Annotated in this window: 17 protein-coding genes; 12 read left to right on the top strand and 5 right to left on the bottom strand. The window is 62.5% G+C overall.

Features of this window, described 5'->3' with window-relative positions; all coding sequences use genetic code 11:
• The first annotated feature begins 3 nt into the window (after positions 1 to 3).
• The gene (locus AMK02_RS26495) at positions 4 to 2,148 is read left to right on the top strand and encodes a methyl-accepting chemotaxis protein (RefSeq protein WP_064807979.1); all 2,145 of its coding nucleotides are present in this window, start codon (positions 4 to 6) and stop codon (positions 2,146 to 2,148) included.
• A 55-nt stretch (positions 2,149 to 2,203) separates the two neighbouring features.
• Here the strand turns inward: AMK02_RS26495 and AMK02_RS26490 are convergent, their stop codons facing one another.
• Together AMK02_RS26490 and AMK02_RS26485 are read right to left on the bottom strand one after the other, a co-directional pair.
• Positions 2,204 to 3,466, bottom strand: coding sequence for a DUF3422 domain-containing protein (locus tag AMK02_RS26490; protein WP_064807609.1), 1,263 nt, complete (start codon positions 3,464 to 3,466; stop codon positions 2,204 to 2,206).
• A gap of 330 nt (positions 3,467 to 3,796) precedes the next feature.
• Complete coding sequence (locus AMK02_RS26485; RefSeq protein WP_064807607.1) at positions 3,797 to 5,083, bottom strand: ABC transporter substrate-binding protein; 1,287 nt, start codon at positions 5,081 to 5,083, stop codon at positions 3,797 to 3,799.
• 191 nt (positions 5,084 to 5,274) lie between these two features.
• Between AMK02_RS26485 and AMK02_RS26480 the strand changes: the two genes are divergently transcribed.
• The 6 genes from AMK02_RS26480 to AMK02_RS26455 are packed head-to-tail and all read left to right on the top strand — an operon-like array spanning position 5,275 to position 13,420.
• Positions 5,275 to 7,797, top strand: a complete 2,523-nt coding sequence (locus AMK02_RS26480; protein ID WP_064807605.1) for a hypothetical protein — start codon at positions 5,275 to 5,277, stop codon at positions 7,795 to 7,797.
• A 16-nt stretch (positions 7,798 to 7,813) separates the two neighbouring features.
• Positions 7,814 to 8,908: a beta-galactosidase BglB gene (bglB, locus tag AMK02_RS26475; protein ID WP_064807604.1), complete on the top strand. Its 1,095-nt coding sequence runs from the start codon at positions 7,814 to 7,816 to the stop codon at positions 8,906 to 8,908.
• Positions 8,905 to 10,269 carry a polygalacturonase PglB gene (gene pglB, locus AMK02_RS26470; protein ID WP_064807602.1) on the top strand — a complete coding sequence of 455 codons (1,365 nt, stop codon included), beginning with the start codon at positions 8,905 to 8,907 and terminating at the stop codon, positions 10,267 to 10,269. Before bglB ends, pglB begins: the two co-directional genes overlap by 4 nt.
• Positions 10,257 to 11,363, top strand: a complete 1,107-nt coding sequence (locus AMK02_RS26465; RefSeq protein ID WP_064807600.1) for an ABC transporter ATP-binding protein — start codon at positions 10,257 to 10,259, stop codon at positions 11,361 to 11,363. Before pglB ends, AMK02_RS26465 begins: the two co-directional genes overlap by 13 nt.
• Position 11,364: 1 nt before the next feature.
• Positions 11,365 to 12,360 (top strand): carbohydrate ABC transporter permease, encoded by a 996-nt coding sequence (locus tag AMK02_RS26460; protein WP_064807598.1) that lies wholly within the window; start codon positions 11,365 to 11,367, stop codon positions 12,358 to 12,360.
• 13 nt (positions 12,361 to 12,373) lie between these two features.
• Positions 12,374 to 13,420 carry a carbohydrate ABC transporter permease gene (locus AMK02_RS26455; RefSeq protein ID WP_189637043.1) on the top strand — a complete coding sequence of 349 codons (1,047 nt, stop codon included), beginning with the start codon at positions 12,374 to 12,376 and terminating at the stop codon, positions 13,418 to 13,420.
• Positions 13,421 to 13,694: 274 nt separating this feature from the next.
• Here AMK02_RS26455 and AMK02_RS26450 read toward each other — a convergent pair whose 3' ends face one another.
• Positions 13,695 to 14,846 (bottom strand): ROK family transcriptional regulator, encoded by a 1,152-nt coding sequence (locus AMK02_RS26450; RefSeq protein WP_064807594.1) that lies wholly within the window; start codon positions 14,844 to 14,846, stop codon positions 13,695 to 13,697.
• A 158-nt stretch (positions 14,847 to 15,004) separates the two neighbouring features.
• Here AMK02_RS26450 and AMK02_RS26445 point away from each other — a divergent pair, with 158 nt between their 5' ends.
• Positions 15,005 to 16,036, top strand: coding sequence for a helix-turn-helix transcriptional regulator (locus AMK02_RS26445; RefSeq protein ID WP_064807592.1), 1,032 nt, complete (start codon positions 15,005 to 15,007; stop codon positions 16,034 to 16,036).
• Positions 16,037 to 16,067: 31 nt separating this feature from the next.
• Here the strand turns inward: AMK02_RS26445 and AMK02_RS26440 are convergent, their stop codons facing one another.
• On the bottom strand, positions 16,068 to 17,105 hold the full coding sequence (locus tag AMK02_RS26440; protein ID WP_064807590.1) for a LacI family DNA-binding transcriptional regulator: 1,038 nt from the start codon (positions 17,103 to 17,105) through the stop codon (positions 16,068 to 16,070).
• A gap of 112 nt (positions 17,106 to 17,217) precedes the next feature.
• A complete protein-coding gene (locus AMK02_RS26435) occupies positions 17,218 to 17,850 on the bottom strand; it encodes a TetR/AcrR family transcriptional regulator (protein ID WP_064807588.1) in 633 nt (210 codons plus the stop codon).
• Positions 17,851 to 17,959: 109 nt separating this feature from the next.
• On the opposite strand from AMK02_RS26435, the gene AMK02_RS26430 reads away from it, so the two are divergent.
• From AMK02_RS26430 to AMK02_RS26415, 4 genes are all read left to right on the top strand, one after another.
• Entirely contained in the window at positions 17,960 to 19,033 is a 1,074-nt protein-coding gene (locus AMK02_RS26430) for an efflux RND transporter periplasmic adaptor subunit (RefSeq protein WP_064807586.1), read from the top strand.
• Positions 19,030 to 20,115 carry an efflux RND transporter periplasmic adaptor subunit gene (locus AMK02_RS26425; RefSeq protein WP_064807583.1) on the top strand — a complete coding sequence of 362 codons (1,086 nt, stop codon included), beginning with the start codon at positions 19,030 to 19,032 and terminating at the stop codon, positions 20,113 to 20,115. Before AMK02_RS26430 ends, AMK02_RS26425 begins: the two co-directional genes overlap by 4 nt.
• The gene (locus AMK02_RS26420; RefSeq protein WP_064807582.1) at positions 20,112 to 23,183 is read left to right on the top strand and encodes an efflux RND transporter permease subunit; all 3,072 of its coding nucleotides are present in this window, start codon (positions 20,112 to 20,114) and stop codon (positions 23,181 to 23,183) included. The genes AMK02_RS26425 and AMK02_RS26420 overlap by 4 nt, the downstream gene beginning before the upstream one ends.
• A gap of 184 nt (positions 23,184 to 23,367) precedes the next feature.
• Positions 23,368 to 24,519, top strand: coding sequence for an alpha/beta hydrolase (locus tag AMK02_RS26415; RefSeq protein ID WP_189637042.1), 1,152 nt, complete (start codon positions 23,368 to 23,370; stop codon positions 24,517 to 24,519).
• Positions 24,520 to 24,632 lie beyond the last annotated feature (113 nt).

Here is a 24,632-nt window from a genome sequence, read left to right as displayed (position 1 = left end):
ATGATGTTGCATTTCTGGAATAAATTCGGCATTCGCGCGCAGATCACTTCCGGCTTCGTGCCGTTGATCTTGCTGATGAGCCTGCTGACTGTCAGCGCGATCTCGGGCATGAACGGGCTCTCCTCGATCTTCGCCTCCTATCGCGCCACGGCCGGCCAGAGCCTCGCCATCTCGGACTACAGTGACCAGCTGCACGAGATCCAGATGTCGGCCGAAGCCTTCCGCACCACGCCGACCCAGGCCGTGGTCGACAGCTTCCGCGCCGGCGTCAAAGCCTTCGAAGCGGACGATCCGCGCTTTGCCGGCAACAAGGACCTGCAGTCTGGCCTGGCGACGATCCGCCAGGATATCGCCGCCTATGGCAAGGCTTTCGAGCAGATCGTCTCGCTCCAGGCCCGCCGCGACCTGCTGATCTCCAAGGTCACCGAATTCGGCCCCTGGACCAGCATCGCGCTCAACGATGTCATGCGCAGCGCCTGGCGCCAGAACGACGTCGCCCTTCTGCACATGACGGCCGAGACGCTGGAAGCCCTGAACCGCAGCCTCTATTTCTCCGAACGCTTCGTGCATTCCGACGATTTCGCCGCTTACGATACGGCGCAGACAGCACTTGCCGAAGCGGTGGCGCTCAATGATGCCGCCGCCAAGGCTGCCAAGAACGAGCTGCAGAAGAAGCGCCTGATGGGCGCCGGCCAGCTGATGCAGAACTACACTGCCCGCCTCGGCGACATGAAGGAGGTGCTGCAGGCCTCCGGCAATATCCGGCAGACCCAGCTTAATGTGCTCGCACCTAAGATCGCTGGGGAGTTCCGGGATCTGCAGGCGACGGTGACCGGCGCGCAGAAGACGCTCGACGGTTCGGTGGAAGCAACGGTTGCTTCTGCGACCAGCACGACGCTCGTCATCAGCGGTCTGCTGATCGTCATCGGCCTGGTGCTCTCCTATTTCGTCGGCCGGCTGATTTCCTCGGCGGTGCGCGGCATGGCGCATTCCATGGAGCAGCTTGCCCGCGGCGACGACGCCATCGTCATCACCGGCGTCGAGCACCGGCACGAACTCGGCGCCATGGCGCGCTCGCTGAAGGTTTTCCAGGAAACCGGACGCGCCAAGCTGATCGCCGAAGCCAATGCCGAGCGCGCCCGCCTTGCCGCCGAAGAAGAGCGGCTGCGCCAGGAAGCCGAGCGGCTTTCCGACGCGCAGGTGATGGAGCATGCCTTCCGCCAAATCTCGCTCGGTCTCGATGCGCTCTCGAAGGGTGATCTCTCCGTGCGCGTCGGCGAAGTCGACCATCGTTACGTCAGGATCCGCGATCACTTCAACAGCTCGGTCGCAAGTCTCGAGGAAGCGATCGACTCCGTCATCCGTGCGGTCACGACCATCCGCTCCGGCCTTGCGGAAATCTCGACCGCCTCCAACGATCTCGCCCGCCGTACCGAGCAGCAGGCGGCTTCGCTTGAGGAAACTGTCGCGGCGCTGGGCGACGTCACCCGCGGCGTCAACGGAACGGCGGAGGGCGCCAGCCGCGCCCAGGCCGTGGTGGCCACGGCCCGCACCAATGCCGAAAAGGGCGGCGAGATTGTCTCGCGAGCCATCGCCGCGATGACGGAAATCCAGAACTCCTCGTCCAAGATCGGCAACATCATCAGTGTCATCGACGAGATCGCCTTCCAGACCAACCTGCTGGCGCTGAATGCCGGTGTCGAGGCGGCGCGTGCCGGCGAGGCCGGCAAGGGCTTCGCCGTCGTCGCCCAGGAAGTGCGCGAACTCGCTCAGCGCTCGGCCAATGCGGCACGGGAGATCAAGGAACTGATTTCCACCTCCTCGGCACAGGTCAAGACCGGCGTTGAGCTGGTGGGTGAATCCGGTCTCTCGCTCGAACAGATCGTCGAGCAGGTCACGGCCATGAACGCGACCGTCGCCGAGATCGCCGTCGCCGCCCGCGAGCAGGCGGCCAGCCTGCGCGAGGTCTCGGCCGCCGGCGACCAGATGGACAAGGTCACGCAGCAGAACGCCGCGATGGTCGAGGAAACCACGGCCGCCGCCCAGAGCCTGACCCAGGAAACCGATAGCCTCGCCGAGCTGCTGCGGCGCTTCAAGACGGGCAACGGCCGGGCATCGGACCAGCGATACTACGCGATGGCGTCGTAACGTCCTGCTAACGCAGCCAAGAGAACGCCGCCGCCTTCAAAGGGCGGCGGTCGCGTCAATGGCCTCCGGCCGCCGGACTGTGCGGCGCGCCGGCGATGCTTCGGCGAACGTGGCGGACCGCGGTCCAGACGGCGAAGAGAACCAACGGGATGGCTCCGAGAACGGCGAGTTTCGTCACGTGCGGATCGACACCCAAGGCGGAGATGCTTTCGAGGCAGATCTTCGCCAGGCCGATAGTGTAGTAGGTGATGGCGATGACGGAGAAGCCTTCGACTGCCTGCTGGATATGCACCTGGATGCGCGCCCGCTCTTCCATTGAGGTCAGCAGTGAGGCGTTTTGATCTTCGAGCTGAACCTGCACGGTGGTTCTGAGCAGGTCTCCGGCCAGGCTGACTCGTTCGGCCAGTTCGTCGAGGCGCCGTTCTGCCGCATAGACCGAGCGGACAGCCGGCTGGAAGCGCCGGTCGATGAAGGTGCCGAGCCTTTGTCTTTGCTCGACCCGCTCTTCTCGAAGCTCCGACAGCCTGCTCGCCACGATCTCGGCATAGGCTTTCGTCGCGCCGAAGCGGTGGCGCGCGAGGGCCGAGAAGTTGAGCACATCGGAGGAGAGCCTCGTCACCTCGGACAGCAGCGCCTTATCGACTTTGACGGCGCTTTGCATGTGGACGATCAGGAGATCGAGGCGCTGGTCAAAGGCGGAAAGCTTCGACACGGTCTCGCGCGCCATCGGCAACGCCAGCAGCGCCATCATCCGATATGTCTCGATTTCCAGGAAACGCCGGACCATGCGGCCGGTGCGATAGGCGTTGAGGTTGCGGTTGAAGAACAGGAACTCGAGGAAGCCGCTATCGGTCAGTCGAAAGTTCGAATGCACCTCGGCGTCGCCGCCGCCGACCCGCGAAGCGACATAGTCGAGCTTGGGTTTTTCCAGGATGCGCCCGTCCTTTTCGTCGCGCACCAGCACGCGCACGGCCGCTATGACCTTTCCGCCAATCTGGCTGCAGCAGGCCCGGAAGGCTTCCGGCGGCTTGCTGCCGGGTTCGGCCGATGCCGGCACGACGAAGGTGAGCGTGAGGAACTCGGTATGGGCTTCCCATTTCAGCCGGCCGTCGCCGACGCGGCCGATGCCGTGGTTGCCCTCGCCGGTCGTGGTGACGTCTTCCAATCCTGGCAGGGAACCGGGCAGCGAAGGAGGGCCGTTCTCGCCGACGATGGCGACGTGCCAGACATCGGTGTCGCCATCGAAATAAAGTGACGGGCGCGCATGGAGCTCGTTGTGAAGTTCCCTTCGCAGCGGATGCTCGGAGCCGAGTGGCATGGAGATGCACCTCAATGGGCTGGACTGCCGCCGGTTTGCCGGCTTCAGTAAGTTGAGCCTGACGCCGGCGCGCCGCGCAGGCCGACAACGCCTATAGCCGCTCGCGACGCGCGTGTCACGACGCCAAAGAACCATCCGTTCCATCCGCGCCGATCTGCCGCGGCGCAGTTGCACCAGGCCGCCGGCCGACCTTGCGACAGGAAGGGCCGTTCCGACCATCGCGCTGCGGATTATCGCGGCGTAGACGGGGGCTAAAAAACGATCAGCCACGGCCTGTTGCGAGGCCGTGGCTGATGCAGCGCGCAATCTGTGGGAGACAGGCGCGGCCGGTTACTTGTTGGCGGCGAGCGCCACGTTGACCTTGTCGACGTCGGCGCTCATCGCCTTGAAGGTGTCTTCGAGGGAAAGCTCGCCGACGATCAGCTGGCTCATCCGCTGGACAATGAGCTGATAGATGGCGGACGAGCCCTTGAGGCGTTCGAGGTCGCGGGCTGCCTTCGGCGCGCTGTTGCGGGCCGCGAGGAAGACGGCCATGGCGTCCTTGGCGTTCTGGCTCTCGAGCTTGTACTGCGGATCCTTGATGTCGGCGCCGGTCAGGATGACGTAGTTTTCGGCGATTTCACGCTGGACTTTTTCAGAGCCGAGGAACTCGATGAAGGAGGCCACCGCTTGCGGGTACTTGGTGCGCTTGAAGCCGACGATTGCGGTGCCGCCGGGCATCGCATAGCATCCCGCATCGCCGCATGGCGCACTGATCGCCGTCCAGTCGAAGGCGTCGCCGATCTTCTTCTGGAACGGATTGACCATCCAGTTGCCGGCGAGGTAGGTCACGACATTGCCGTTGACGAACTCGTCACCCATGTTCTTGTACTGGGTTCCGCCGGCCGCACCCCACATTTCCTTCGGGAAAGAGCCGTCCTTCGACCAGTTGTAGAGATCGGTGATGTAGCGCTTGGCGGCATCGTCGGGGAAGGAGAACTTGCCATCCTTGACGTAGTTGGAGCCGTAGGAGAAGGCCGCGCCGGAGAAGCGGTGGCCTGAGCGGTCCATCGTGAACGGGATCTGGGCGCCGGTCGCCTTGGCGACGCGCGCCGAGGCTTCGACGATGTCCTTCAGCGTGGCGGTCGGCTTCGGAAGCGGTTCCTTGGCCTGTTCGAACAGCGTCTTGTTGACGAAGGGCAGGTTGAAGGTCTGCGAGGCGACGTAGCCGTTAATGGAATTCGGATCGTTGACGCCGGGGAAACGAAGCGTGTTCAGGCTGTCGCCGTGCAGCTTGGCAAAACCGTCGGGATCCTTCATCAGCGGCCGCATGTCGAGATAGTAGGGCGCCAGCTGCCAGTCGGTGATCTTGGCGACGTCAGGACCTTCGCCAATGGCAAGCTGCACCGGCAGCTGCTTGGCAACGGCATCATAACCCGAGGAGACGAAGTTCACCTTGATGTCGGGATGCGCCGTCTCGAATTCCTTGCTCAGCGCTTCCATCCGCTCGACATAAGCCTGGTCGTCGTCGGTGAAGAGAAAGGTGATCGTCTGGGTTTCGGCCATGGCCACGCTGGACCAGGCGAAAGAAACGGTGGCCAGCGCCAGTGCGAAAGCCCCTGAGAGATAGGTTTTCATTTTCATCCTCCCATGAAAACATTTTCATCAATCGCGGCCTCAGCCATCGATAAGTGAATTTCATATACTTGACATTCATGCCGTCAAGCTATTTTCTAAGCGAATAGCGATGTTTTTGAGCAATTTTCAGAAATAACGCGCAAAAATCACGTAATGAAAATATTTTCATAAGATTGCGGAGGAGGCGATCTGTGGAAACGGAAAGCATCAAGCAGCCGGACAACATGGCGCCAGCCTACAGCGTGGCCGAGGGGCAGACGATCACGGCGTGGGCCGTTTCTGCCCTCATCGAGCGCTATTTTCCCGGCGAGCCGGCCCCGGCCGAAGATCGCGTCAACTATCGTTTCATCAACGGTTTCGTCGATGTCGGCGACCTGCCGTGCCGCAAGGCCTTCTGGTCGACAATGGTCGGGCGCGAGCTTGCTCCCGACACCTCATGGTCGACCGAAAGCCTCTATCTTCCCGGCTCGAACCGCCGTGTCGAATTCACCAGCTTCTGGCATGTGCCCACACATGTCAGGCGATGGCTGAAGGGCACGTTCAGGACGGAAGCGCCGCGCACGCTTAATCTCGCGCTCAAGACCTGCGGCGGTGTCCGCATCTGGGTCAACGGCCAGGAAGCGGTGCGCTTCGAACCCTTCAAGCGCAATAGCGAGAGCGCAACCGAGATAGCGCTGCGGCTGGACGCCGGTGACAACGAGATTCTCGTCCATACCGAAGATCTCGCCGAACGCGATACGACGTGGTTCTTCGAGCTCGAAATGCTGGACGAGGAGCCGCTCTGCGTGCTGCTGCCGGTATCGCTCGATCAGGATGAGGTGAGGGAGCTGGAAGCGCTTTCGCGAGGCGTGCGCCCGGCGCGCGACGTCTTCGTCAGAGAGCCGCTGGAGATCATCTTCGATACGGCGCCGGAGCGCGACCTGCCGGTGGAGCTCAAAGTGGTCGGCCATGGTCACGAACGACCGGTTCTTGCCCATGCGAAACTGACCCTGCACGCCGGCCGGAACCGGCTGACGGCAGACGATGTCTGCGCCATTGCGGACGGTTATCACGGCATCCACATGACGATCGGCTCCGGGCCGGGCTCGGTCACCCGCGTCATCGACGCCGCCTTCATGGGCAGCATTTCGCCATTGCCGGCAGAGGCATCGCTTTCCGCCCGCAAGCGGCAGGCGTTGGAATACAGCGCTCGCTTCGGCGCCAATCGCGCCGGCCGCCTGATTGCCATGATGGAAACCGGCTACGACGACCAGGAGAGCTTCGACCGCATCGTCGATGCGACGCTCGCCTCCATCGATCAGCGCGAGGATTGCTCCGATTTCATCATGGTGCCGCTCCTGTGGCTGCTCGGCGCCTATGGCGACCGCATGCCCAAGGCCACGGTCGAGCGCATCCGCCATTCCGTCCTCTCCTATCGCTACTGGGTCGACGAGCCGGGCAATGACGCGATGTGGTTCTGGAGCGAGAACCATGTGCTCTGCTTCCATACCAGCCAGCTTTTGGCCGGACTTCTTTTGCCCGGCGAAGTGTTCTCAGCCTCGGGGCGGACGGGACGGCAGCAGGCGGAACTTGCCACCGAGCGCCTCGGGCGCTGGTTCGACAGCGTCGAAGCCCATGGTCTGGCGGAGTGGAACTCGGCCGCCTATTACCCGATCGATTTCATCGGCCTAATGGCGCTGGAGCGCTGGGCGGAGAGCGGGATCGCCGATCGTGCCCGGGGCCAGATCGATCTCATCTTCCGCATGATCGCCCTTCATACGCTTGCCGGCGTTCCGGCCGGATCGCAGGGGCGCGCCTACGACAAGGAACTGCGCGCCGGCCCGCTGACCGAACTTGCGCCCTTCGCCCAGGTCGCCTTTGGCACGGGCTGGCTCAACAATGGCGTGGCGGCGCTGACCATGTTCTGCGCCGGTGACTATGAGCCGCCGGCCGATCTCGCCGAGCTTGCTTCGCTTTCGCGGGGGAGAAGCGTCGAGGCCCGCTACAGTCAGGGGCTGGAGAGCGGAAAGCTCGTGCTCTTCAAGAACGAGGCCGCGCAGCTTTCGACCGTGGTCGATCACAAGACCGGCCGGAAGGGGCATCAGCAGCACGTTCTCGATATCCGGCTCGCCGGCCATCCGATGGCGAGGCTCTGGGTCAACCATCCCGGCGAAGACGATCCGTGGGGCAATCAACGGCCGTCCTATTGGGCCGGCAACGGCATCCTGCCGCGTGTCGCCCAGCATCGCGACGTCGCCCTTTTGATCGAGGACACGGGCGATGCACGGCATGCCTGGACGCACGCCTATATCGGCCGAGACGGGCTCGACGATCTGATCGTCGAAGACAAATGGCTGATCGCCCGGTCGGGCAGGGGATTTGCCGCTCTCTGGGGCTCGAATGGCCTGGAGCTGATCACGGACGGCCCGACCGCCGGCCGCGAGGCGCGCTCGCATGGATCGCTCTGCGGTTGGGCGGCCATCGTAGCATCCGGCAATGACGATGCTTTCAAAGCCTTCATCGAGCGCCTGTGCCAGACGGCGGTGTCCTTCGATCCGACGCTTCGGCGCCTTTCCCTGACGCCGCCGGGCGCCCCGGCGATCGCTCTTTCCTATGCCGACGGTCTTTCGATCGCCGGCAATCCCCGGCCGTTCACGCATGAACAGCCGCATCCGATCCTCACCCACGACAGCGCCGCGTCCCAAGCCGGCACTGACGGGCCGTTCTACTGCTAAAACATAGGTCTCCAGCATGAACACAGCATCTGTCGACAACGCCGCCCTCCTGACGACGATCGATCGCGTGGCGACGGCTTTCAGCCGGCTCCGGGGCATCAAGGAAGGTCTCGTGACGGATAATGCCGCCTCCGGCATCCAGTTCGACGAATGGGACTGGGAAGTCGGCGTCGGCCTTTACGGATTCCTGCGCCGTGCGATTTCCGCCAACGACCAGAAGGCGCTGCACGAGCTCGTCACCTGGTACAGCGCCCAGATCGAACGCGGTATTCCGCCGCGCCAGATCAACAGCACGGCGCCGATGCTGCCGCTCGCAATCCTCGTTCAGCATGTCGATCGCCCCGATTTTCGCGCCCTCGTCGAGGACTGGGCCGACTGGCTCATCAAGGAACTGCCGAAGACCGAGGACGGCGGCTTCCAGCACGTCTGCAAGGAGCGCGTCAACGACGGCGAATTGTGGGACGATACGCTGTTCATGGCCTGCCTCTTCCTTGCCCAGGCGGGCGTGCTCTGCGAACGCAAAGACTGGATTGACGAAGCCGTCTATCAGTTCGTGCTCCACACCCGCTATCTCTCCGATCCGGTGAGCGGTCTCTGGTATCATGGCTGGACCTTCAACGGCCGGCACAATTTCGCCAATGCCTTCTGGGCGCGCGGCAATGCCTGGATCACGGTCGCTATCCCCGAACTCTTCGATCTCGTTCCGACGCTCGGCGAGAAGGACCGGCGTTTCCTGTCGAACGTCCTCGTCAGCCAGGTGCGCTCCCTGAAGGCATACCAGCGGCCGGACGGCATGTTCACGACGCTTCTGGACGATCCGTCCTCGCCGCTCGAAACCTCGGCAACGGCTGGCATTGCCTATGGCATGTTGCGGGCCATCGATGCCGGCATTCTCGACGAGAGCGACAGGGTCCATGCGGAGCGCGCGCTCAAGGCGGTGCTGGCGCAGATCGACGACGAAGGCGTCGTCCACGGCGTTTCCGACGGCACGCCGATGGGCCATGACCTCGATTTCTACCGGCGCATCCCGAACCTGCCGACGCCTTACGGCCAGGCGCTGACCATGCTGCTGCTGACCGAAGTTCTGATTGAGAACGGCCGCCGCCAATGAGCGCTCCCTCCCTTGTCGCGATTGAGGCGCTCGACAGCGACAATACCGACCGTCTGCAGGCGGCGATCGATGGCCTTTCTGCTTCCGGCGGCGGACGCCTGGAGCTCCTGGCGGGCATCCACATCTGCCGGGGCCTCCGGCTGCGCTCCGGCGTCGATCTGCACCTTGCCGCCGGCGCGGTGCTACGTCCTGTTCCAGATTATGCCGCTTACGCGGATACGACGGTTTCGGTGATCGCCGAGAAGTCGGATCGCGGCATGATCGTCGCGCGGGACGCGCGGCGCATCGGCCTGACGGGAAAAGGACGCATCGAAGCCGGCTGCGAAAGCTTCATCACAGGCGATGATGAGACGGTGGGAACTTTCATTCCGGCCGAATTCCGTCCCCGCGTCGTCGTCTTCGAAGGCTGCGACGAGGTCGAGATCAGTTGCGTCACCATCAGCCGCTCGCCGATGTGGACGCTGCATTTCGTCGACTGCACCGATCTCACCGTCCGCAATGTGACGATCGAAAACGACCGCCGCCTTCCCAATACGGACGGCATCGTGCTCGACGCCTGCCGCGGCGCCGTCATCGAGGATTGCGCGATATCGACGGCCGACGACGGCATATGCCTGAAGACGAGCATCGGTCCTGAGGGCGTCGCCATCGGCCGGTGCGAGAACATTCTCGTGCGCCGCTGTTTCGTTCAGAGCTTGAGCTGTGCGTTGAAGATCGGCACGGAAACGCATGGCGACGTTACCAATGTCCTGTTCGAGGATTGCAGCGTCTCGTCTTCCAACAGGGCGCTCGGCATATTCTCCCGCGACGGCGGCCGGATCTCGAATGTGAGGTTTTCCAGAATTTCGGTAGAGTGCCGTGAAACGCCGGATGGTTTCTGGGGCTCGGGGGAGGCGCTGACCGTCAATGTCGTCGACCGTATCGCCGAACGCCCCGCAGGCGCCATCGAGAACCTGATCGTCGAGGATGTGACCGGCCGCATGGAAGGCGCGATCACCATCATCGCTGCGGCGCCGTCAGGCATCCGGAACGTGTCGCTGGCCCGTATCACCGTCGACCAGCAGCCCGGAGAACTCGGCACGGGGCGGGCCTACGATCTGCGCCCGACGAATGCCGACCTCGCGCCGAAGGCCGATGGCGGCGGGCGTGCCAATGCCTGGACCCGCGGTTCGGACGGGCGGGTGATCGGCCTGCAGGACTATCCCCGGGGGATGCCGGCCGTCTACGTGGCCGATGTCGCCGGGATCTTGATGAAAGAGGTGCGGATCACGAGGCCGACACCATTGCCGCAAGGCTGGAACGAAAACGACGTCGTCTTCGAAACGGCGGCACCTGATGGGAGTGGGGCATGGCAGAACTGAAACTTTCCACCGTCAACAAGTCGTATGGCGCCGTCAAAATCCTGCATGACGTCGAACTCGACATCAAGGACGGCGAATTCGTCGTCTTCGTCGGTCCGTCGGGGTGCGGCAAGTCGACCCTTTTGCGCGTCATCGCTGGCCTGGAGGAGGTGACATCAGGCGCAATTGCGATCGGCGGACGCGACGTCAGCGCGCTGTCGCCGGCCGAGCGCAAAATCGCGATGGTCTTCCAGTCCTATGCGCTCTATCCGCATATGAGCGTACGCAAGAACCTCGCCTTCGGCCTGGAAAACCTGAAGTTCAAGCGCGCCGAAATCGAAGCGCGCATCGCCGAAGCCGCGAGGATGCTGGCGATCGAACCCTATCTCGACCGGCGTCCGAAGCAGCTTTCGGGCGGCCAGCGTCAGCGTGTGGCGATCGGCCGGGCGATCGTGCGCGAGCCCGACATCTTCCTCTTCGACGAGCCGCTGTCGAACCTCGACGCGGCGCTGCGCGTCCAGACCCGGGCCGAGATCACCAAGCTCCATCGAGACATCAAGACGACGATGATCTACGTCACCCACGACCAGGTCGAGGCCATGACCATGGCCGACAAGATCGTCGTTTTGCGCGCCGGTCGGGTCGAGCAGGTCGGCGCACCGCTGGAGCTCTTCGATCATCCGCGCAATCTCTTCGTCGCGGGATTCCTCGGTTCGCCGCGCATGAACATCATCAAGGGCAAGGTCTCGGGCGTCGGCGAAAACGGCGTGGTCGTCGATGTCGGCAATGGCGGCACGATCGTCAGCAATGTCGATCCCGCCGGCATAGCGGTCGATCAGTCGGTTGTTGCCGGTATCCGGCCCGCGCATTTCACCCGCTCCAGCGAGCGGGGCCTGCCATTCGTGGTGCAGTATCACGAAGGGCTAGGGACCGAGACCTATGTCTATGGCAATCTTGCCGGGCAGGACGATCAGATCATCATCCACGAAGCCGGCCATTTCGCGCCGGTTTCGGGCGACCGGATCATGATCGATGCCGATCCGGCCCGTGTTCATCTGTTCGATCCCGAAAGCGGCCTGGCCTTTGGCAGACAGTCCGGGCAGGGGAGGCGCTGACATGGCAGAGATCACGGCCGGTACACTGCTGTCTCAGACAGGTGAAACGGCGATGAGGGTGGTCGAGGCGCCGATGAATGCGATCGAGCGTCTGTTCGGCCGCAAGCGGATGCCATGGCTGTTCCTGGCGCCGAACCTCATCCTGTTCGGAATCTTCACGTTCCTTCCCATCGCGATCGCCGTCGGCTACGCCTTCACCGGCGGCACCAATCTCTTCGTCTCCGAACGGCCGTTCGTCGGTCTCGACAATTTCCGCACCCTGCTTTCCTGCGGCAATTATCTTCAGCCCGGAACCTGCCAGGAATCGCTGTTCTGGACGGCGGTGTGGAACACCCTTTGGTTCGTGGCCTTCAACGTCGTCGCCACATTGCTGGTAGCGCTGATCACGGCGCTGATCCTCAACCGGGCGATCTTTGCGCGTGGCTTCTTCCGGGCGATGTTCTTCTATCCGGTTCTGCTGTCGCCCGTCGTCATCGGACTGATCTGGAAGTGGTTCCTCGATCGCAACGGCCTGCTGAACGCCTTCTTTCAGATGCTCGGCGTGCCGCCGGAGATCTTCCTGCTCGATGTCGGCTGGTCGCGCTTCGTCGTCGTCGTCGTGTCGGTCTGGTTCCATATGGGCTTTTACACGCTGATCCTGCTCGCCGGCCTCCAGGCGATCCCGAAAGATCTCTACGAGGCCGCGTCGATCGATGCCGCTTCACCGCGCCGCATGCTATTCAGGATCACGCTTCCGCTTCTTGCCCCGAACCTGCTTGTCGTGTTCATCCTTCTGATGATCAAGTCGGTGCAGATCTTTGACGAGGCCTGGGTTCTGACCAATGGCGGCGGCCCAGGCACGGCCAACAGCTTCATCGTTCAATATATCTATCAGATGGCCTTCGGCAGCGATCTGCGCCTCTTCGGCCTTGCGTCGGCCGCATCGGTTCTCATGGGTCTGGTGCTTCTGGTTCTCACCCTCGTACAGCTGCGCCTCGGCAAGCGAATGGAGTCCTGAGATGAACAGCTCTATGAACCCAATCCGCTTCATGACACGCACACGTCGGGCCGGACGCATCGATATCACCGATATTTTGTCATGGGTCTGGCTGATCGGCGGAACGTTCGCCGTGCTCATTCCCGTCGTCTGGGCAGGCCTCTCCTCGCTGAAGCCGGCGGCCGAGATCACCCGCTTTCCGCCGTCGCTGCTTCCCCGGGCCGCCGTGGAACAAACCGTGCCCGGATTCGACAAGCCGCTCAGCATTTGGAACGTCACGATTGACGGCCAACAGCGTGAAATGGCCATGATCAGGCGCATCGGTCTCAAGGCGCAAATGGTCGACCCCGCAAATCCGGGGCAACCGGTCGGTGTCGACGTGAAGGGGATCACGCCGGTGCAGCATCTGACCGTTGCCACCGAGAACTACACCGATCCGCTGACGCGCTTCAACTTCCTGACCTTCCTGAAGAACTCGGTCTTCGTCACCGTGGTTGCGACGCTGCTGACGCTTGTTGTCAACGCCATGGCTGCCTTTGCGTTGTCGAAATACAAGTTTCGGGGCGACACGACTGTGTTCGTCATCATCATCTCGACGCTGATGATACCGCTGGCCGTCGTCATGGTCCCGGCCTATCTCGTCATCGTCGGAGTCGGGCTCGCCGACAATCTCTGGGGTGTTATCCTGCCAACCGTCGCCTCGCCGACGGCCGTTTTCCTGCTGCGGCAATATATGCTGACCATACCGGACGAGCTGATCGAGGCGGCGCGCGTCGATGCGGCGAGCGAATTCTGCATCTTCTGGCGGATCATCCTGCCGCTGACGGCGCCGGCGCTTGCGGTGCTGGCGATCTTTTCCGTGCTCTGGCGCTGGAACGATTTCCTCTGGCCGCTCATCGTCCTCAACAGCCGCGAGAATTTCACCTTGCAAGTCGGCCTGAACGCCTTCCAGGGGGAGTTCTCGGTGCAGTGGCACTATATCCTGGCGATGACCTTCCTCAGCCTGCTGCCCGTCACGGTCGTCTTCCTATTTCTGCAGAAATACATCACCACAGGCATTGCCGGTACGGGAATGAAGTGAACGAATCCTAGCGCGCAGCCCTGATTGGGGTCGAGATGAGGATACCTCCCAAGCATTGAAGACTGCCTTCCCATCTCATCGCGCCGGCTGAAGCGCACCGCATCTGGTCCTGCGCTGCGCTTCAGTCCTTTCAGAGCAATTCCAGGAAAAGTGTGAAGCGGTTTTCCGTCCGAAATTGCGTAAAAACAAAAACTTAGAACGGTTCAGCGCTTCCATGAAAAGCTGAGCCGCTCTATAGGGGAAGTCGCGCGGGGCTTGGCCGCCTGAGCCGTCATCACAAAACAGTTTCGAATAGCGGGATCAAGGCCGCGCCGATCGCGCCGGGGGCGTCGATGATCTTCGCCACGGCCAAGCCCGGAACGTCGCGCAATGCGCCGTGCCGAGGCAGATTGTTGAATTCGGTGCGTTCGATCAGCATTCTAGCAAGTGAACGTGGAAGCTCGCCGCCAAGCACGATCAATGCCGGGTCGAAGATCGCGCAGATCGCATTGATGGCTCTGTTGTGGGCCGGAGTGACGCGGTCGATCCATTCCTCGACACCATCCCACTCTACCAGATTTTCGTTCTTCAGGTCCTTCAGCGTCAGCCCCACGCGCCCCTTGGCGCGAAGATGTTCGAGCAATTGGTTGAGTGCGGGACGATCGTCGTAATCCTGCCGTCCGAAGAGAACTGAGAATTCCCCGGCATTTCCGAAACTGCCGCGAAAGGGCATGCCTCCGGAAACCAGGCCGCCGCCATAACCGTGAAGATGGGCGATATAGGCAAAATCGGCGACGTCACGGCCGACGCCGAAAATCGCTTCAGCCAAGGCGGCGGTCCTGGCGACGTTGTCAGCCCAGACCGGCAGGCCAAGTCGCTGTCCCAGCTCGGGCGCCAAGTCGATCAGCGACCAATGAGCCAGCGGCAGGGGGCAATTGAAAGCTGTCTCCAGCATCCGATGGCCGGCGACTGCCAGGCCGACGCCGAGGATATCGCTTCGCTTGGCTCCGCGGCGGGCGAGGATATCTTCGACCGCCGCTTCGATCCGGTCCATCTCCAGAGGCAAGGAAGCGCCGGCCTGGGGAATTTCCATATTGTCCAACGGTTCGCCGAAGCCCATGAGGCAAAGGCCGATCGAGCCGACATTGACGGAGATGCCGAGCGTCAGACACCACTCCTTCCGGAGTGTCAGCTCCGGGCTGGGCGGACCGGCCCGCCGGTTTTCCGACTGGGCGAAGGCGACCATCCCCCGATCGTGAAGTCGCCCGACGATCCTGTGCAGTGATTGCTGGGTGAGATCGAGCGGTTCCGTGAGATCGGATCGCTCGATGCCGGGCGACTTCCAGATCAATCGCAAAAGGTCGCGTTCGTTGTGAGAGGCCACTCTCGCGGGCTGCGTGTCTCGCAAAAAATGTGGGGCGACGTGGTCCAGCGGATCGTACTTCATTTTCCGAACATATTGATTTACACTGTAAGTGTGAAGCAGGTGGGTGGGACGCTTTGCAACGAAGTCATCCGTGGTTTTGCAGTCCTGCTTAACGCATCAAGATTGGCCAGACCAGTTGCGATGACGTCTCAAGCGGCAGGGGAAAAGAAGCGAGCGGCATGGATTCATTAAGAGCGGAGAAATTGGCCTGCATTGCCGAGCATGATGGTTACGGTTTTGAGCCCACGCATGAAGGCGCCAGCTTCGAATCAATGGTTCAGGCGTTTTCGGCCGGTTATGGGGCTTTCGCCGCACAGCCATTGAAGAATGGCCGAAAATTCGCCTGGGCCGCGGATTTGAGAAGGACCGAGGCGCTCACGGTGCTTCACTCCGTGTATCAGAGTTCCTGGACAATCCGGACGCTTGATGAGACTCCGCAGCATCTCGCATTTTTCATGCCGCACACCGGATCTTTTCGACTGTCGATAGGGAAGAGAACGGTCGAAAGCGGCGCCGGTCATCTGCTTATGGCCAACAACCACGAAGCCGGCGATCGTGTGGTCCAGGGGGGACCGCATCGTTCGGACGTCCTCTTCCTGGACTGGAAGGTTGTGAAAAGGGTGCTCGCCTCGCTGGTGGAAAAGCCCCTCTCGGAGTCGTTCGACCTCGACCCCATCCTTGATCGCACGACGCAGTCAGGCCAGCTTATCGGCAATCTGCTTCAGACGATCGTACAGGGCGTGCGCGGCGACGGTCCGCTGCTATCTTCGCCTCTTGCCGCCGCCGCGATCAGCGAAACCCTCGCTCACCTCGTGATCCGATTTGGCCGGCATCGTTTTTCCAATCATCTCGAAAAACAGAAAGTATCGCTGATTGCTCCCTGGCACGTCCGGCGGGCCATCGACTACATGCATGCCAATATCGCGGAACCTCTCACCATGACGATGGTGGCCGACGGTGTCGGCGTTTCCCTTCGTGCATTGCAAACGGGCTTCAAGGCCTTCAGGGGCACGTCGCCGGCAGGGTACCTCCGCACGATCCGGCTGCAGGCGGCCCGCGAGCAACTGCGGGATCCGACCAACCAGCAATCCGTCCGCGAAATCTGTGCGATATGGGGTTTTGCGCACGCGGGGAGGTTCTCCATCATCTACCGCAGCACCTTTGGAGAGAGCCCGCGCGATACGCGGCTGCGGGCCGAGCGCCTGCGCTGAAGTAAGCTGGAGAAGCTGCTCTTCCGGCCATTCAGCGCGGCGGCGCGATGCTGCCGCGCAGGACGAGATGACAGCCGAGTTCCAGGCGATGAGCCGGCCGCTGCGGATCATTGGCGATCAGCCGCTGTTCGATGAGCGCGAGCGCTGCCGCGCCGAGACGGTCGGTCGGCACGCTAACGGTGGACAGCGGCGGGCGGCTGAACTCGCCGGGAACGATGTCGTCGAAGCCGAGCACGGATATTGCGTCGGGAACGCGTATATCGCGATCGGCCAATGCCTTCAGGCAGCCGAGCGCCAGATTGTCGGCCGCGCAGAAGACGGCGGTGGCGCCTTTCAGCGTGGGGTCACGATGGAGCAGCGCGTTGATGGCCGCTTCGCCATGCCGGGGCTCATATCCCTCCGCCTCGATGATCATATCCTCCGGCACGGGAAGCTGTGCGGCGAAATAGGCATCGGAAAAACCGTCATACCGGCGCTGGATGGTCGTGCGGCCCTTCCACGTCAGATGCAGGATCCGGCGGTGGCCAAGCGCCAGGAGGTGCTCGATTCCGAGCCGTGCGCCGAAGCGGTTTTCAGGTGTCACCGTATCGACCAGCATGGCGGGATCCTCGCCGTTGACGATGACGACGGGCATATCCGCCGAGGCGAGGCTGCGGATGAGTTCGGGCTGATCGTCATTCAGCACCACGATGCCATCAGCGCGTTCTGATATCGCGATCTGCCTGACCTCGGCGCCGTCGATGCGCCGGCCGCTGCTGACGTAGGGCACGATGCGGATGCCGCGGCGCTCGCATTCCCTGCGAAGACCGTTGAGAATCGTCCAGCTCACCAGATTGAGATCGCTCTCCGGCGCGGCATCGTCAGGTATGGCGAGAAGTAGAACGTGCAAGGCGGCGATCGTCGCCTTCTTTCTCCGGCGGTCGAGATAACCGAGACGTTTTGCCGAATCCAGAACTCTTTCTCGCACCTCGATCGTCAGCGGCGCAGTTCCGTTCAGGGCGTGCGAGGCCGTGCTCAGCGACACTTCGGCATCGCGTGCGACATCCTTGAGATTGACTTTACGTTCCACTTTTTCCGCCAGGAATTCAGATCGTACCTTCGAAGCATAAGCTAACTCGATGTTTTCACATAAAGACTTTAAAAAAGCTATGTGCTTGCGTTGATATTTTCGTCATCCGCAATCAGCGACGTTCGGCAAGCAGCCCGTTGAACAGCAGGTCGAAATAGGCCCGCATGAAGGCGTCCTTGCTGGGCGTCGGCACGCGGCGATCGTCGAAGATCAGCCGCAGAACCGTCGTCGTCAGAATCGGCGCGACGACGAGGTCGGAGAATTCGACGGGAATTTCGCGAAATTCCCCTGATGCAACGCCTTCCAGGATGAGAGCGTCGATCCTGGCGATAATCGGCGCTATGAATTCATCGTGGTGGCGATCGATCAGGTCGGGGAACCGCTGTCCTTCCGAAATGACCAGCCGCGTCAATTCGCGGGTTGTGCGATCCTCCGCGATTTGGTCGTAAAGTAGACCGAGAATGGACATCAGCCTGTCGGTGGCGCTGCCGCTGAGGCCAGCGGTGATTTCAAGCAGTTCCTGAAAGGGGACCGAGAAGTGACTGATCATGGCTTCGAAGAGCTTTTCCTTCGTCTCGAAGTAGACGTAGACCGTGCCCTTGGTGACGCCGACCCTGTCTGCGATGTCGTCGACTCGGGCGCCGGCGAATCCGTTTCTGACGAATTCCTCGAAGGCGGCATCCAGGATCTGGATGGGCCGCAACGCCTTCTGTTCCGCGCGTGTGAGTTTCTTCTGAGTGGCCATTCGTGTCTCGCCTCCCGTGTTTTGTACCGTCGCCCCTATGGCAAAAGTTTCATTGACTAATCCGTCAGTCAATTATATAGCAGCTGCCGTTGAGAGCAAGAGGTCAACTATGAGAACCATTCTGGTCGCCACAGCGATCGTATGCACGATCGGTCTCGTCTCCTGCAGCGAGCCGGGCGGGCCGAGCGAACCTGCCGCGCGGCAGGTCGGCGTCGTCGTCGCCAGGTCTGAGCCGCTGAGTGATGGCGGCGCGTTGACGGGAGAGGTCCGCGCCCGTGTTCAGACCGATCTGTCCTTCCGCGTCAGCGGTAAGATCGTCGAACGGCTGGTCGAGGTCGGGCAGTCGGTAAAGGCGGGGCAGCTGCTGGCGCGCATCGATCCGGAAGAGCAGAAGGCCGACCTGGATGTGGCCGCCGCCAATCTCCAGTCCGCCGAGGCGCAGCAGACCCAGGCGCAGCTTGCCTTCGACCGCCAGCAGAGCCTGTTTCGAACCCAGGTGACGACGCGCGCCGCGCTCGACCAGGCGCAGGAGGCGCTTCTGACGGCGCAGGCATCGACCAAGTCGGCGCAGGCGCTCTTCGAAACAGCGCAGGACACCCTCTCCTATACCCAGCTGAAGGCCGATGCCGATGGGGTGATCACCGCCCGCAATGCCGAGGTCGGGCAGGTGGCGCAGGCGGCTCAGGTCGTCTTCACCCTTGCCCATGATGGCGACCGGGATGCCGTCTTCGAAGTGGTCGAGAGCGCGTTCCTCCGCCCGATCGACGGCGACGGCACAGTGGCCCTTCTGTCGGACCCCTCGCAGAAGATCACGGCGAAGGTGCGCGAGATTTCGCCGACGATCGATTCTTCCACCGGCACCATCAGGGTCAAGGTTGCGTTGTCGAGCGATGCTCCCATTCCACTCGGCGCTCCCGTCGTCGGAAAGTTCAGTTACGTTCCGCAGGACGTCATCCAGCTGCCCTGGTCGGCAATGACCTCCAAGGGGGGTAAGCCGGCAGTCTGGATCGTCGATCCCGCATCCTCTGCGGTTTCGGTAAGGGCGATCGACGTCGCCGGCTACGAGACCGGCAGCTTCGTCGTCAAGTCGGGCGTGTCGGCAGGGGACGTCGTGGTGACCGACGGCACCAAATTCCTCCGGCCCGGCGAAATCGTGTCTTATGTCAAGGAAGCATCCAAGTGAGCATTCGTCCCAAGATAATCGCACTGATGATGGGTACGGCCCTGATCTCCTCCTGCACGAGGCAGGAGGAAAGCACTGGTGAAGCGCCCCGTCCCGTGCTGTCGATGACGGTCAAGCAGACGCCCGCGACCAGCCTCGGCCTGACAGGCACGATCGAGCCGACGATCGAGACTGAGCTCGGCTTCCGAATCCTCGGGCGGATGATTGCCCGCAACGTCAATGTCGGTGATGTCGTCAAGAAGGGTGACGTCGTTGCCGCCATCGATCCGCTGGCGCTGGAGCTTGCCGTGCGCAGCGCCCAGTCGGATGTCGAGAACAGCGACGCCCAGCTCCGAAACGCGGTGACGACGGAACGGCGCCAGCGCGCGTTGGTGGAATCGCGCTCCGGAACGGAAGCCTCGCTCGAAGAGGCCGAACAGGCGAGACGGACGGCCGCAGCCGCCGTCGCCAAAGCGCAGGCCAATCTCGACAAGGCCAGGGAGCAGCTCGGTTACGCGCAGCTTCAGGCGGAATTCGATGGCGTCGTGACGGCGACCTCGGCCGAGGTCGGCCAGGTCGTCTCGGCCGGCCAGACGGTCGTCACGATAGCGCGGCCGGACAAGCGCGACGCGGTGGTCGACGTGCCCCAGGCCGCGGCCCAGAAACTGAAGATCGGCGCGCCCTTCGAGGTGACGCTGCAGCTCGAACCTTCGATCCGCACGACAGGCATCGTGCGCGAGATCGCACCGGAGGCCGAGACCGCCACCCGCACGAGCAGGACCAAGATCGCGCTCGCCGATCCGCCTGAAGCCTTCAGGCTCGGCGCGGTCATCACAGCCTCCGCAACCATCGCTGCCGATCCCGAGATCGTGCTGCCTTCCTCGGCGATTCTTGCCGGCACCGACGGCGCCAGCGTCTGGATCGTCGATGTAGCAGGCAAGAAGGTCTCGCGCCGCCATGTGAAGATCGACGGCGACGTCGTCGATGGCGGCACCGTCCGCGTCACCGATGGGCTCGCTCCCGGAGAGCGGGTGGTCGTGGCGGGCGTGCATAAACTTGAAGATGGCCAGGCCATTAGGATCGACCAGGAGATCAGCCAGTGAAGTCCTTCAATCTTTCCGACTGGGCGCTCGAACACCGTTCGCTCGTCTGGTACTTCATGATCGTTTTCATTCTCGCCGGCGCCTTCTCCTACCTGAACCTCGGCCGTGAGGAAGATCCGAACTTCACCATCAAGACCATGGTGATCACCGCGCAATGGCCCGGCGCCTCCGCCGAGGAAGTGACGCGGCAGGTGACCGATAGGATCGAGAAGAAGCTCCAGGAACTTGAATCGCTCGATTATACCAAGAGCCAGACCGTCGCCGGCCAGACCACCGTCTTCGTCGAGCTGCTGCCGACGACCAAGGCTAAGGATGTCGCGCCGACCTGGCTGCGCATCCGCAACATGATCGCCGACATCAAGGGCGATTTCCCGAGCGGGGTCGTCGGTCCCTTCTTCAATGACCGCTTCGGCGACGTATTCGGCAACATCTACGCCTTCACCAGCGACGGGCTGACCCAGCGCCAGCTTCGCGATCTCGTTGAAAATGCCCGCTCCGAAGTTCTGACGGTGCCGAATGTCGGCAAGGTCGATGTGATCGGCGCCCAGGACGAGGCAATCTATCTCGAATTCTCCACGCGCCAGATCGCAGCGCTCGGCATCGACCAGCAGTCGGTCATCCAGACGCTGCAGGCCCAGAACGCCGTCACCCAGTCCGGCTTCGTCGATGCCGGTCCGGAGCGCATCGCCTTGCGGGTGAGCGGGCAGTTCACCTCCGAGGAAAGCCTGCGATCGATCAACCTTCGCATCAACGACCGCTTCTTCCCGTTGACCGATGTCGCCACGATCAAGCGCGGTTACGTCGATCCGCCCTCGGCGCTGTTCCGCTTCAACGGCGAGCCCGCGATCGGGCTTGCCATCGGCATGAAGCAGGGCGCCAACCTGCTCGAGTTCGGCGAGGCGCTCGACGCGCGGATGAAACAGGTCGTCGCCGATCTGCCGATCGGCGTGGATGTCCACCGCGTTTCCGATCAGCCGGCCGTCGTCGACGAAGCTGTTTCGGGCTTTACCCGCGCGCTCTTTGAAGCGATCGTCATCGTCCTGGTCATCAGCTTCATCAGCCTCGGTGCCCGCGCCGGCATGGTGGTGGCGATCTCCATTCCTCTCGTGCTCGCCATCACCTTCGTGGTGATGGAATATTCCGGCATTTCGCTTCAGCGTATCTCGCTCGGCGCGCTTATCATTGCGCTGGGCCTGCTCGTCGACGATGCCATGATCGCGGTCGAGATGATGGTCGCCCGTCTGGAGGCGGGCGACGATCTGAGAAAAGCCGCTACCCACGTCTATACATCGACGGCTTTCCCGATGTTGACCGGGACGCTCGTCACCGTCGCGGGCTTCATTCCGGTTGGCCTCAACAGCAGCGCCGCCGGCGAATTCACCTTTACGCTTTTTGTGGTCATTGCGGTTTCGCTGGTTGTTTCTTGGATCGTCGCCGTGTTGTTCACGCCGCTTCTCGGCGTCACCATCCTGCCGAAGACCATGAAGTCGCATCACGAGAAGAAGGGACGGTTCGCCTCCGTGTTCTCCTGGCTTTTGGGGCTGGCGATGCGCTGGCGTTGGGTCACCATCGTGCTGACGGTCGGCGTCTTCGCTCTTTCGGTCGGCGGCATGGGGCTGGTGCAGCAGCAGTTCTTTCCGAACTCGGACAGAACCGAGCTCGTGATCGACTGGAACCTGCCCCACAACAGCTCGATTGCCGAGACCAACAGGCAGATGGCCAAGTTCGAAAAGGAGATGCTGGCCGATAACAAGGATATCGATCACTGGACGACCTATGTCGGCCAGGGCGCGCCGCGCTTCATCCTGTCCTTCGATGTGCAGACGCCCGATGTCACCTTCGGACAGACCATCATTGTCACCAAAGGCCTCGACGTGCGCGACAAGGTGCGGGCGGAGCTGCAGGATTATCTGACGAAGACCTTCCCGGGCACCGACGCCTTCGTGAAGCTTCTCGATATCGGCCCGCCGGTGGGCAAACCGGTCCAGTACCGAATCAGCGGCCCGGATATTCAGAAGGTACGCGATATCTCCCAGCAATTTGCGGGCGTTGTCGGCACCCATCCGCTGTTGTCGAACATGGTCTTGGACTGGAACGAGCCCTCCCGCGTTGTGAAGGTCGACGTCCTGCAGGACAAGGCGCGCCAGCTCGGCGTTTCCTCCGAGGACATCGCAACCGCGCTCAATGGCATCGTCGAAGGTTCGACGGCAACGCAGATTCGCGATGATATTTACCTGGTCAACGTCGTCGGGCGAGCCAGGGCATCCGAGCGCGACTCCATCCAGACCCTTCAGAATCTGCAGCTCTCCACCTCCAACGGCAAAGTCGTGCCTTTGTCGGCCGTTGCGAATTTCCGTTACGAGCTCGAGCAGCCGACGATCTGGCGTCGCGACCGGCAGCCCACGATCACGCTCAAGGCAGCCGTCATCGGTTCGACACAGCCGGCCACGATCGTCGATCAGCTGAAGCCGAAGGTCGAGGAGTTTCAGAAGAACCTTCCCGTCGGATACAAGGTGGAAATCGGCGGCGCCGTCGAATCCAGCGCCGAGGCGCAGGGGCCGATCGCGGCCGTGGCTCCGCTGATGCTGTTTACGATGGCGACGATCCTGATGATCCAGTTGCAGAGCTTCAGCCGCCTGTTCCTGGTCTTTGCGGTGGCGCCGACGGCTCTGATCGGCGTGGTTACGGCGCTCTTGCTCAGCAATGCGCCCATGGGCTTCGTCGCCATCCTCGGCGTGCTGGCGCTGATCGGCATCCTGATCCGCAACTCGGTCATCCTGGTCGTGCAGATCGAGCATCTGCGCGCCGAAGGGGTCGCGCCATGGCAGGCGGTCATCGAGGCGACCGAACACCGCATGCGGCCGATCATGCTGACGGCGGCGGCGGCAACCCTCGCGCTGATCCCGATCTCGCGCGAGATCTTCTGGGGGCCGATGGCCTACGCCATGATGGGCGGCATCGTTATCGGAACCGCGCTCACCCTGCTGTTCCTGCCGGCGCTCTACGTCGCATGGTTCAGAATCCCGAGGGAGGAGGCTGTCCGGGCCGAAGCCACCGCGGAGGCATGAGGTGAGGCTTCGACGGCCATCGCCTACGCCCGCCGCGGCGGCGGCTGCAACACGGGCCGCGACGAAATGGGTGGGGTGGCGCGGGCGATGCCGTCCCACGCCGGGCGGGAACGGCATGGCGAATGATGACGTGGACAGAGCCACACGCCGGAGAGCGTCTGGCCTTGAGGGAAACGGATCGATAATGCAGCGACAATTCCGAGACCTGCCAAAGGCAATGCCGGCGATCATCGTCGCCATCGGCCTGGCGATGCTTGCGGGCTGTGCCACGCGGCCATCGCCTGAAGTTTTGACGCCTGTTTATCTCAGCGAGCCGGCCCGTTCGGAAACGGCTCCAGACAGGGTGAGGGTGCTCGTCGCGACCAACAGAACCCCCGATCGCGTGAGGGGCGGGTTCGACAGCACATGGGCCGAGAAGCTGACCTATGAGCAGTATGCGTTTTCGGTTCCTCCCGGCAGGAAGGATACCGCGATCACCTATCCCAAGGCAAAGCCGGATCCGGAGCGGCAATTTGCCGTCGTCGAGCGCAGGCAGCTGCCGAAGGATGCTTTCGTGCAGCAGGCGCTCGCCGCCGTGCAGCCCGACGGCACTGTCGGCATCTTCGTCCATGGCTACAACTACAGTTACCAGGAAGCGCTTTACCGCACCGCCCAGATCGCCGCCGATGCGAAGATCCCGGGCGCTCCGATCCTGTTTTCCTGGCCTTCGGCGGCATCCGTCGCCGGATATGTCGCCGATCGCGACGCTGCGCTTTCCTCGCGCAGCGAACTCGATTCCCTCGTCACATCGCTCTCGGTATCGAGCAAGGTGAAGCGCATCATCCTGTTCGGGCACAGCATGGGCGGGTTCCTGGTGATGGAAACGGTGCGAGAGCTCAAACTGCAGCATCGCGACGCCGTCATCGGCAAGCTGGCGGTGGTGCTCGCCGCTCCTGACATCGATGTCGATGTCTTCCGGTCGCAGCTGAAGGACATCGGTCCAATGCCGAATCCGATCTCCCTTCTGGTTTCCAAGGACGACCGGGCGCTTGTGGCCTCAAGCTTCATCGCCGGCGAACGGGCGCGCGTCGGCCGCCTCGATATCGACGATCCTGTCATCCAGGAGGCGGCCTTGCAGGCGAGGCTGCGGGTCATCGACATTACCTCGATCAAGACCTCCGATGGGTTGGGCCACGACCGCTACGCATCGCTCGCGAAGTTCGGCGCCCAGCTTGCTTCCTTCGAGAGCGGCGGCCGGTCGACCGCCGGCGACGTCGGCGCCTTCGTCTTCGATGCCGCAGGCGCTGCAGTCGCAAGCCCGTTTCGCCTGGCGGGATATGTCGTTCGCTCGCAATAGAGCGGTTTTGAATTTACGCAATTCCCGGAAAAGCGCTTCGCGCTCTGCCTGGGAAAACCGCTCGCACTTTTTCTGGAATTGCTCCAGGTCGGGAGCCTGTACATCCTGATCAT

The organism is Rhizobium sp. N731, from assembly GCF_001664145.1.
Taxonomy (GTDB): Bacteria; Pseudomonadota; Alphaproteobacteria; order Rhizobiales; family Rhizobiaceae; genus Rhizobium; species Rhizobium esperanzae.
Note: the sequence above shows the minus strand (reverse complement) of the source record. Positions and strands in the feature narration are given on the sequence as shown.

What these genes read in the sequence shown, in the direction of transcription:
- bglB (WP_064807604.1), top strand. Translation starts at nt 7,814, where the DNA reads ATGAACACAGCATCTGTCGACAACGCCGCCCTCCTGACGACGATCGAT.
- AMK02_RS26445 (WP_064807592.1), top strand. Translation starts at nt 15,005, where the DNA reads ATGGATTCATTAAGAGCGGAGAAATTGGCCTGCATTGCCGAGCATGAT.
- AMK02_RS26465 (WP_064807600.1), top strand. Translation starts at nt 10,257, where the DNA reads ATGGCAGAACTGAAACTTTCCACCGTCAACAAGTCGTATGGCGCCGTC.
- AMK02_RS26455 (WP_189637043.1), top strand. Translation starts at nt 12,374, where the DNA reads ATGAACCCAATCCGCTTCATGACACGCACACGTCGGGCCGGACGCATC.
- pglB (WP_064807602.1), top strand. Translation starts at nt 8,905, where the DNA reads ATGAGCGCTCCCTCCCTTGTCGCGATTGAGGCGCTCGACAGCGACAAT.
- AMK02_RS26490 (WP_064807609.1), bottom strand. Translation starts at nt 3,466, where the DNA reads ATGCCACTCGGCTCCGAGCATCCGCTGCGAAGGGAACTTCACAACGAG.
- AMK02_RS26415 (WP_189637042.1), top strand. Translation starts at nt 23,368, where the DNA reads ATGCAGCGACAATTCCGAGACCTGCCAAAGGCAATGCCGGCGATCATC.
- AMK02_RS26430 (WP_064807586.1), top strand. Translation starts at nt 17,960, where the DNA reads ATGAGAACCATTCTGGTCGCCACAGCGATCGTATGCACGATCGGTCTC.
- AMK02_RS26435 (WP_064807588.1), bottom strand. Translation starts at nt 17,850, where the DNA reads ATGGCCACTCAGAAGAAACTCACACGCGCGGAACAGAAGGCGTTGCGG.
- AMK02_RS26495 (WP_064807979.1), top strand. Translation starts at nt 4, where the DNA reads ATGTTGCATTTCTGGAATAAATTCGGCATTCGCGCGCAGATCACTTCC.
- AMK02_RS26450 (WP_064807594.1), bottom strand. Translation starts at nt 14,846, where the DNA reads ATGAAGTACGATCCGCTGGACCACGTCGCCCCACATTTTTTGCGAGAC.
- AMK02_RS26460 (WP_064807598.1), top strand. Translation starts at nt 11,365, where the DNA reads ATGGCAGAGATCACGGCCGGTACACTGCTGTCTCAGACAGGTGAAACG.
- AMK02_RS26485 (WP_064807607.1), bottom strand. Translation starts at nt 5,083, where the DNA reads ATGAAAACCTATCTCTCAGGGGCTTTCGCACTGGCGCTGGCCACCGTT.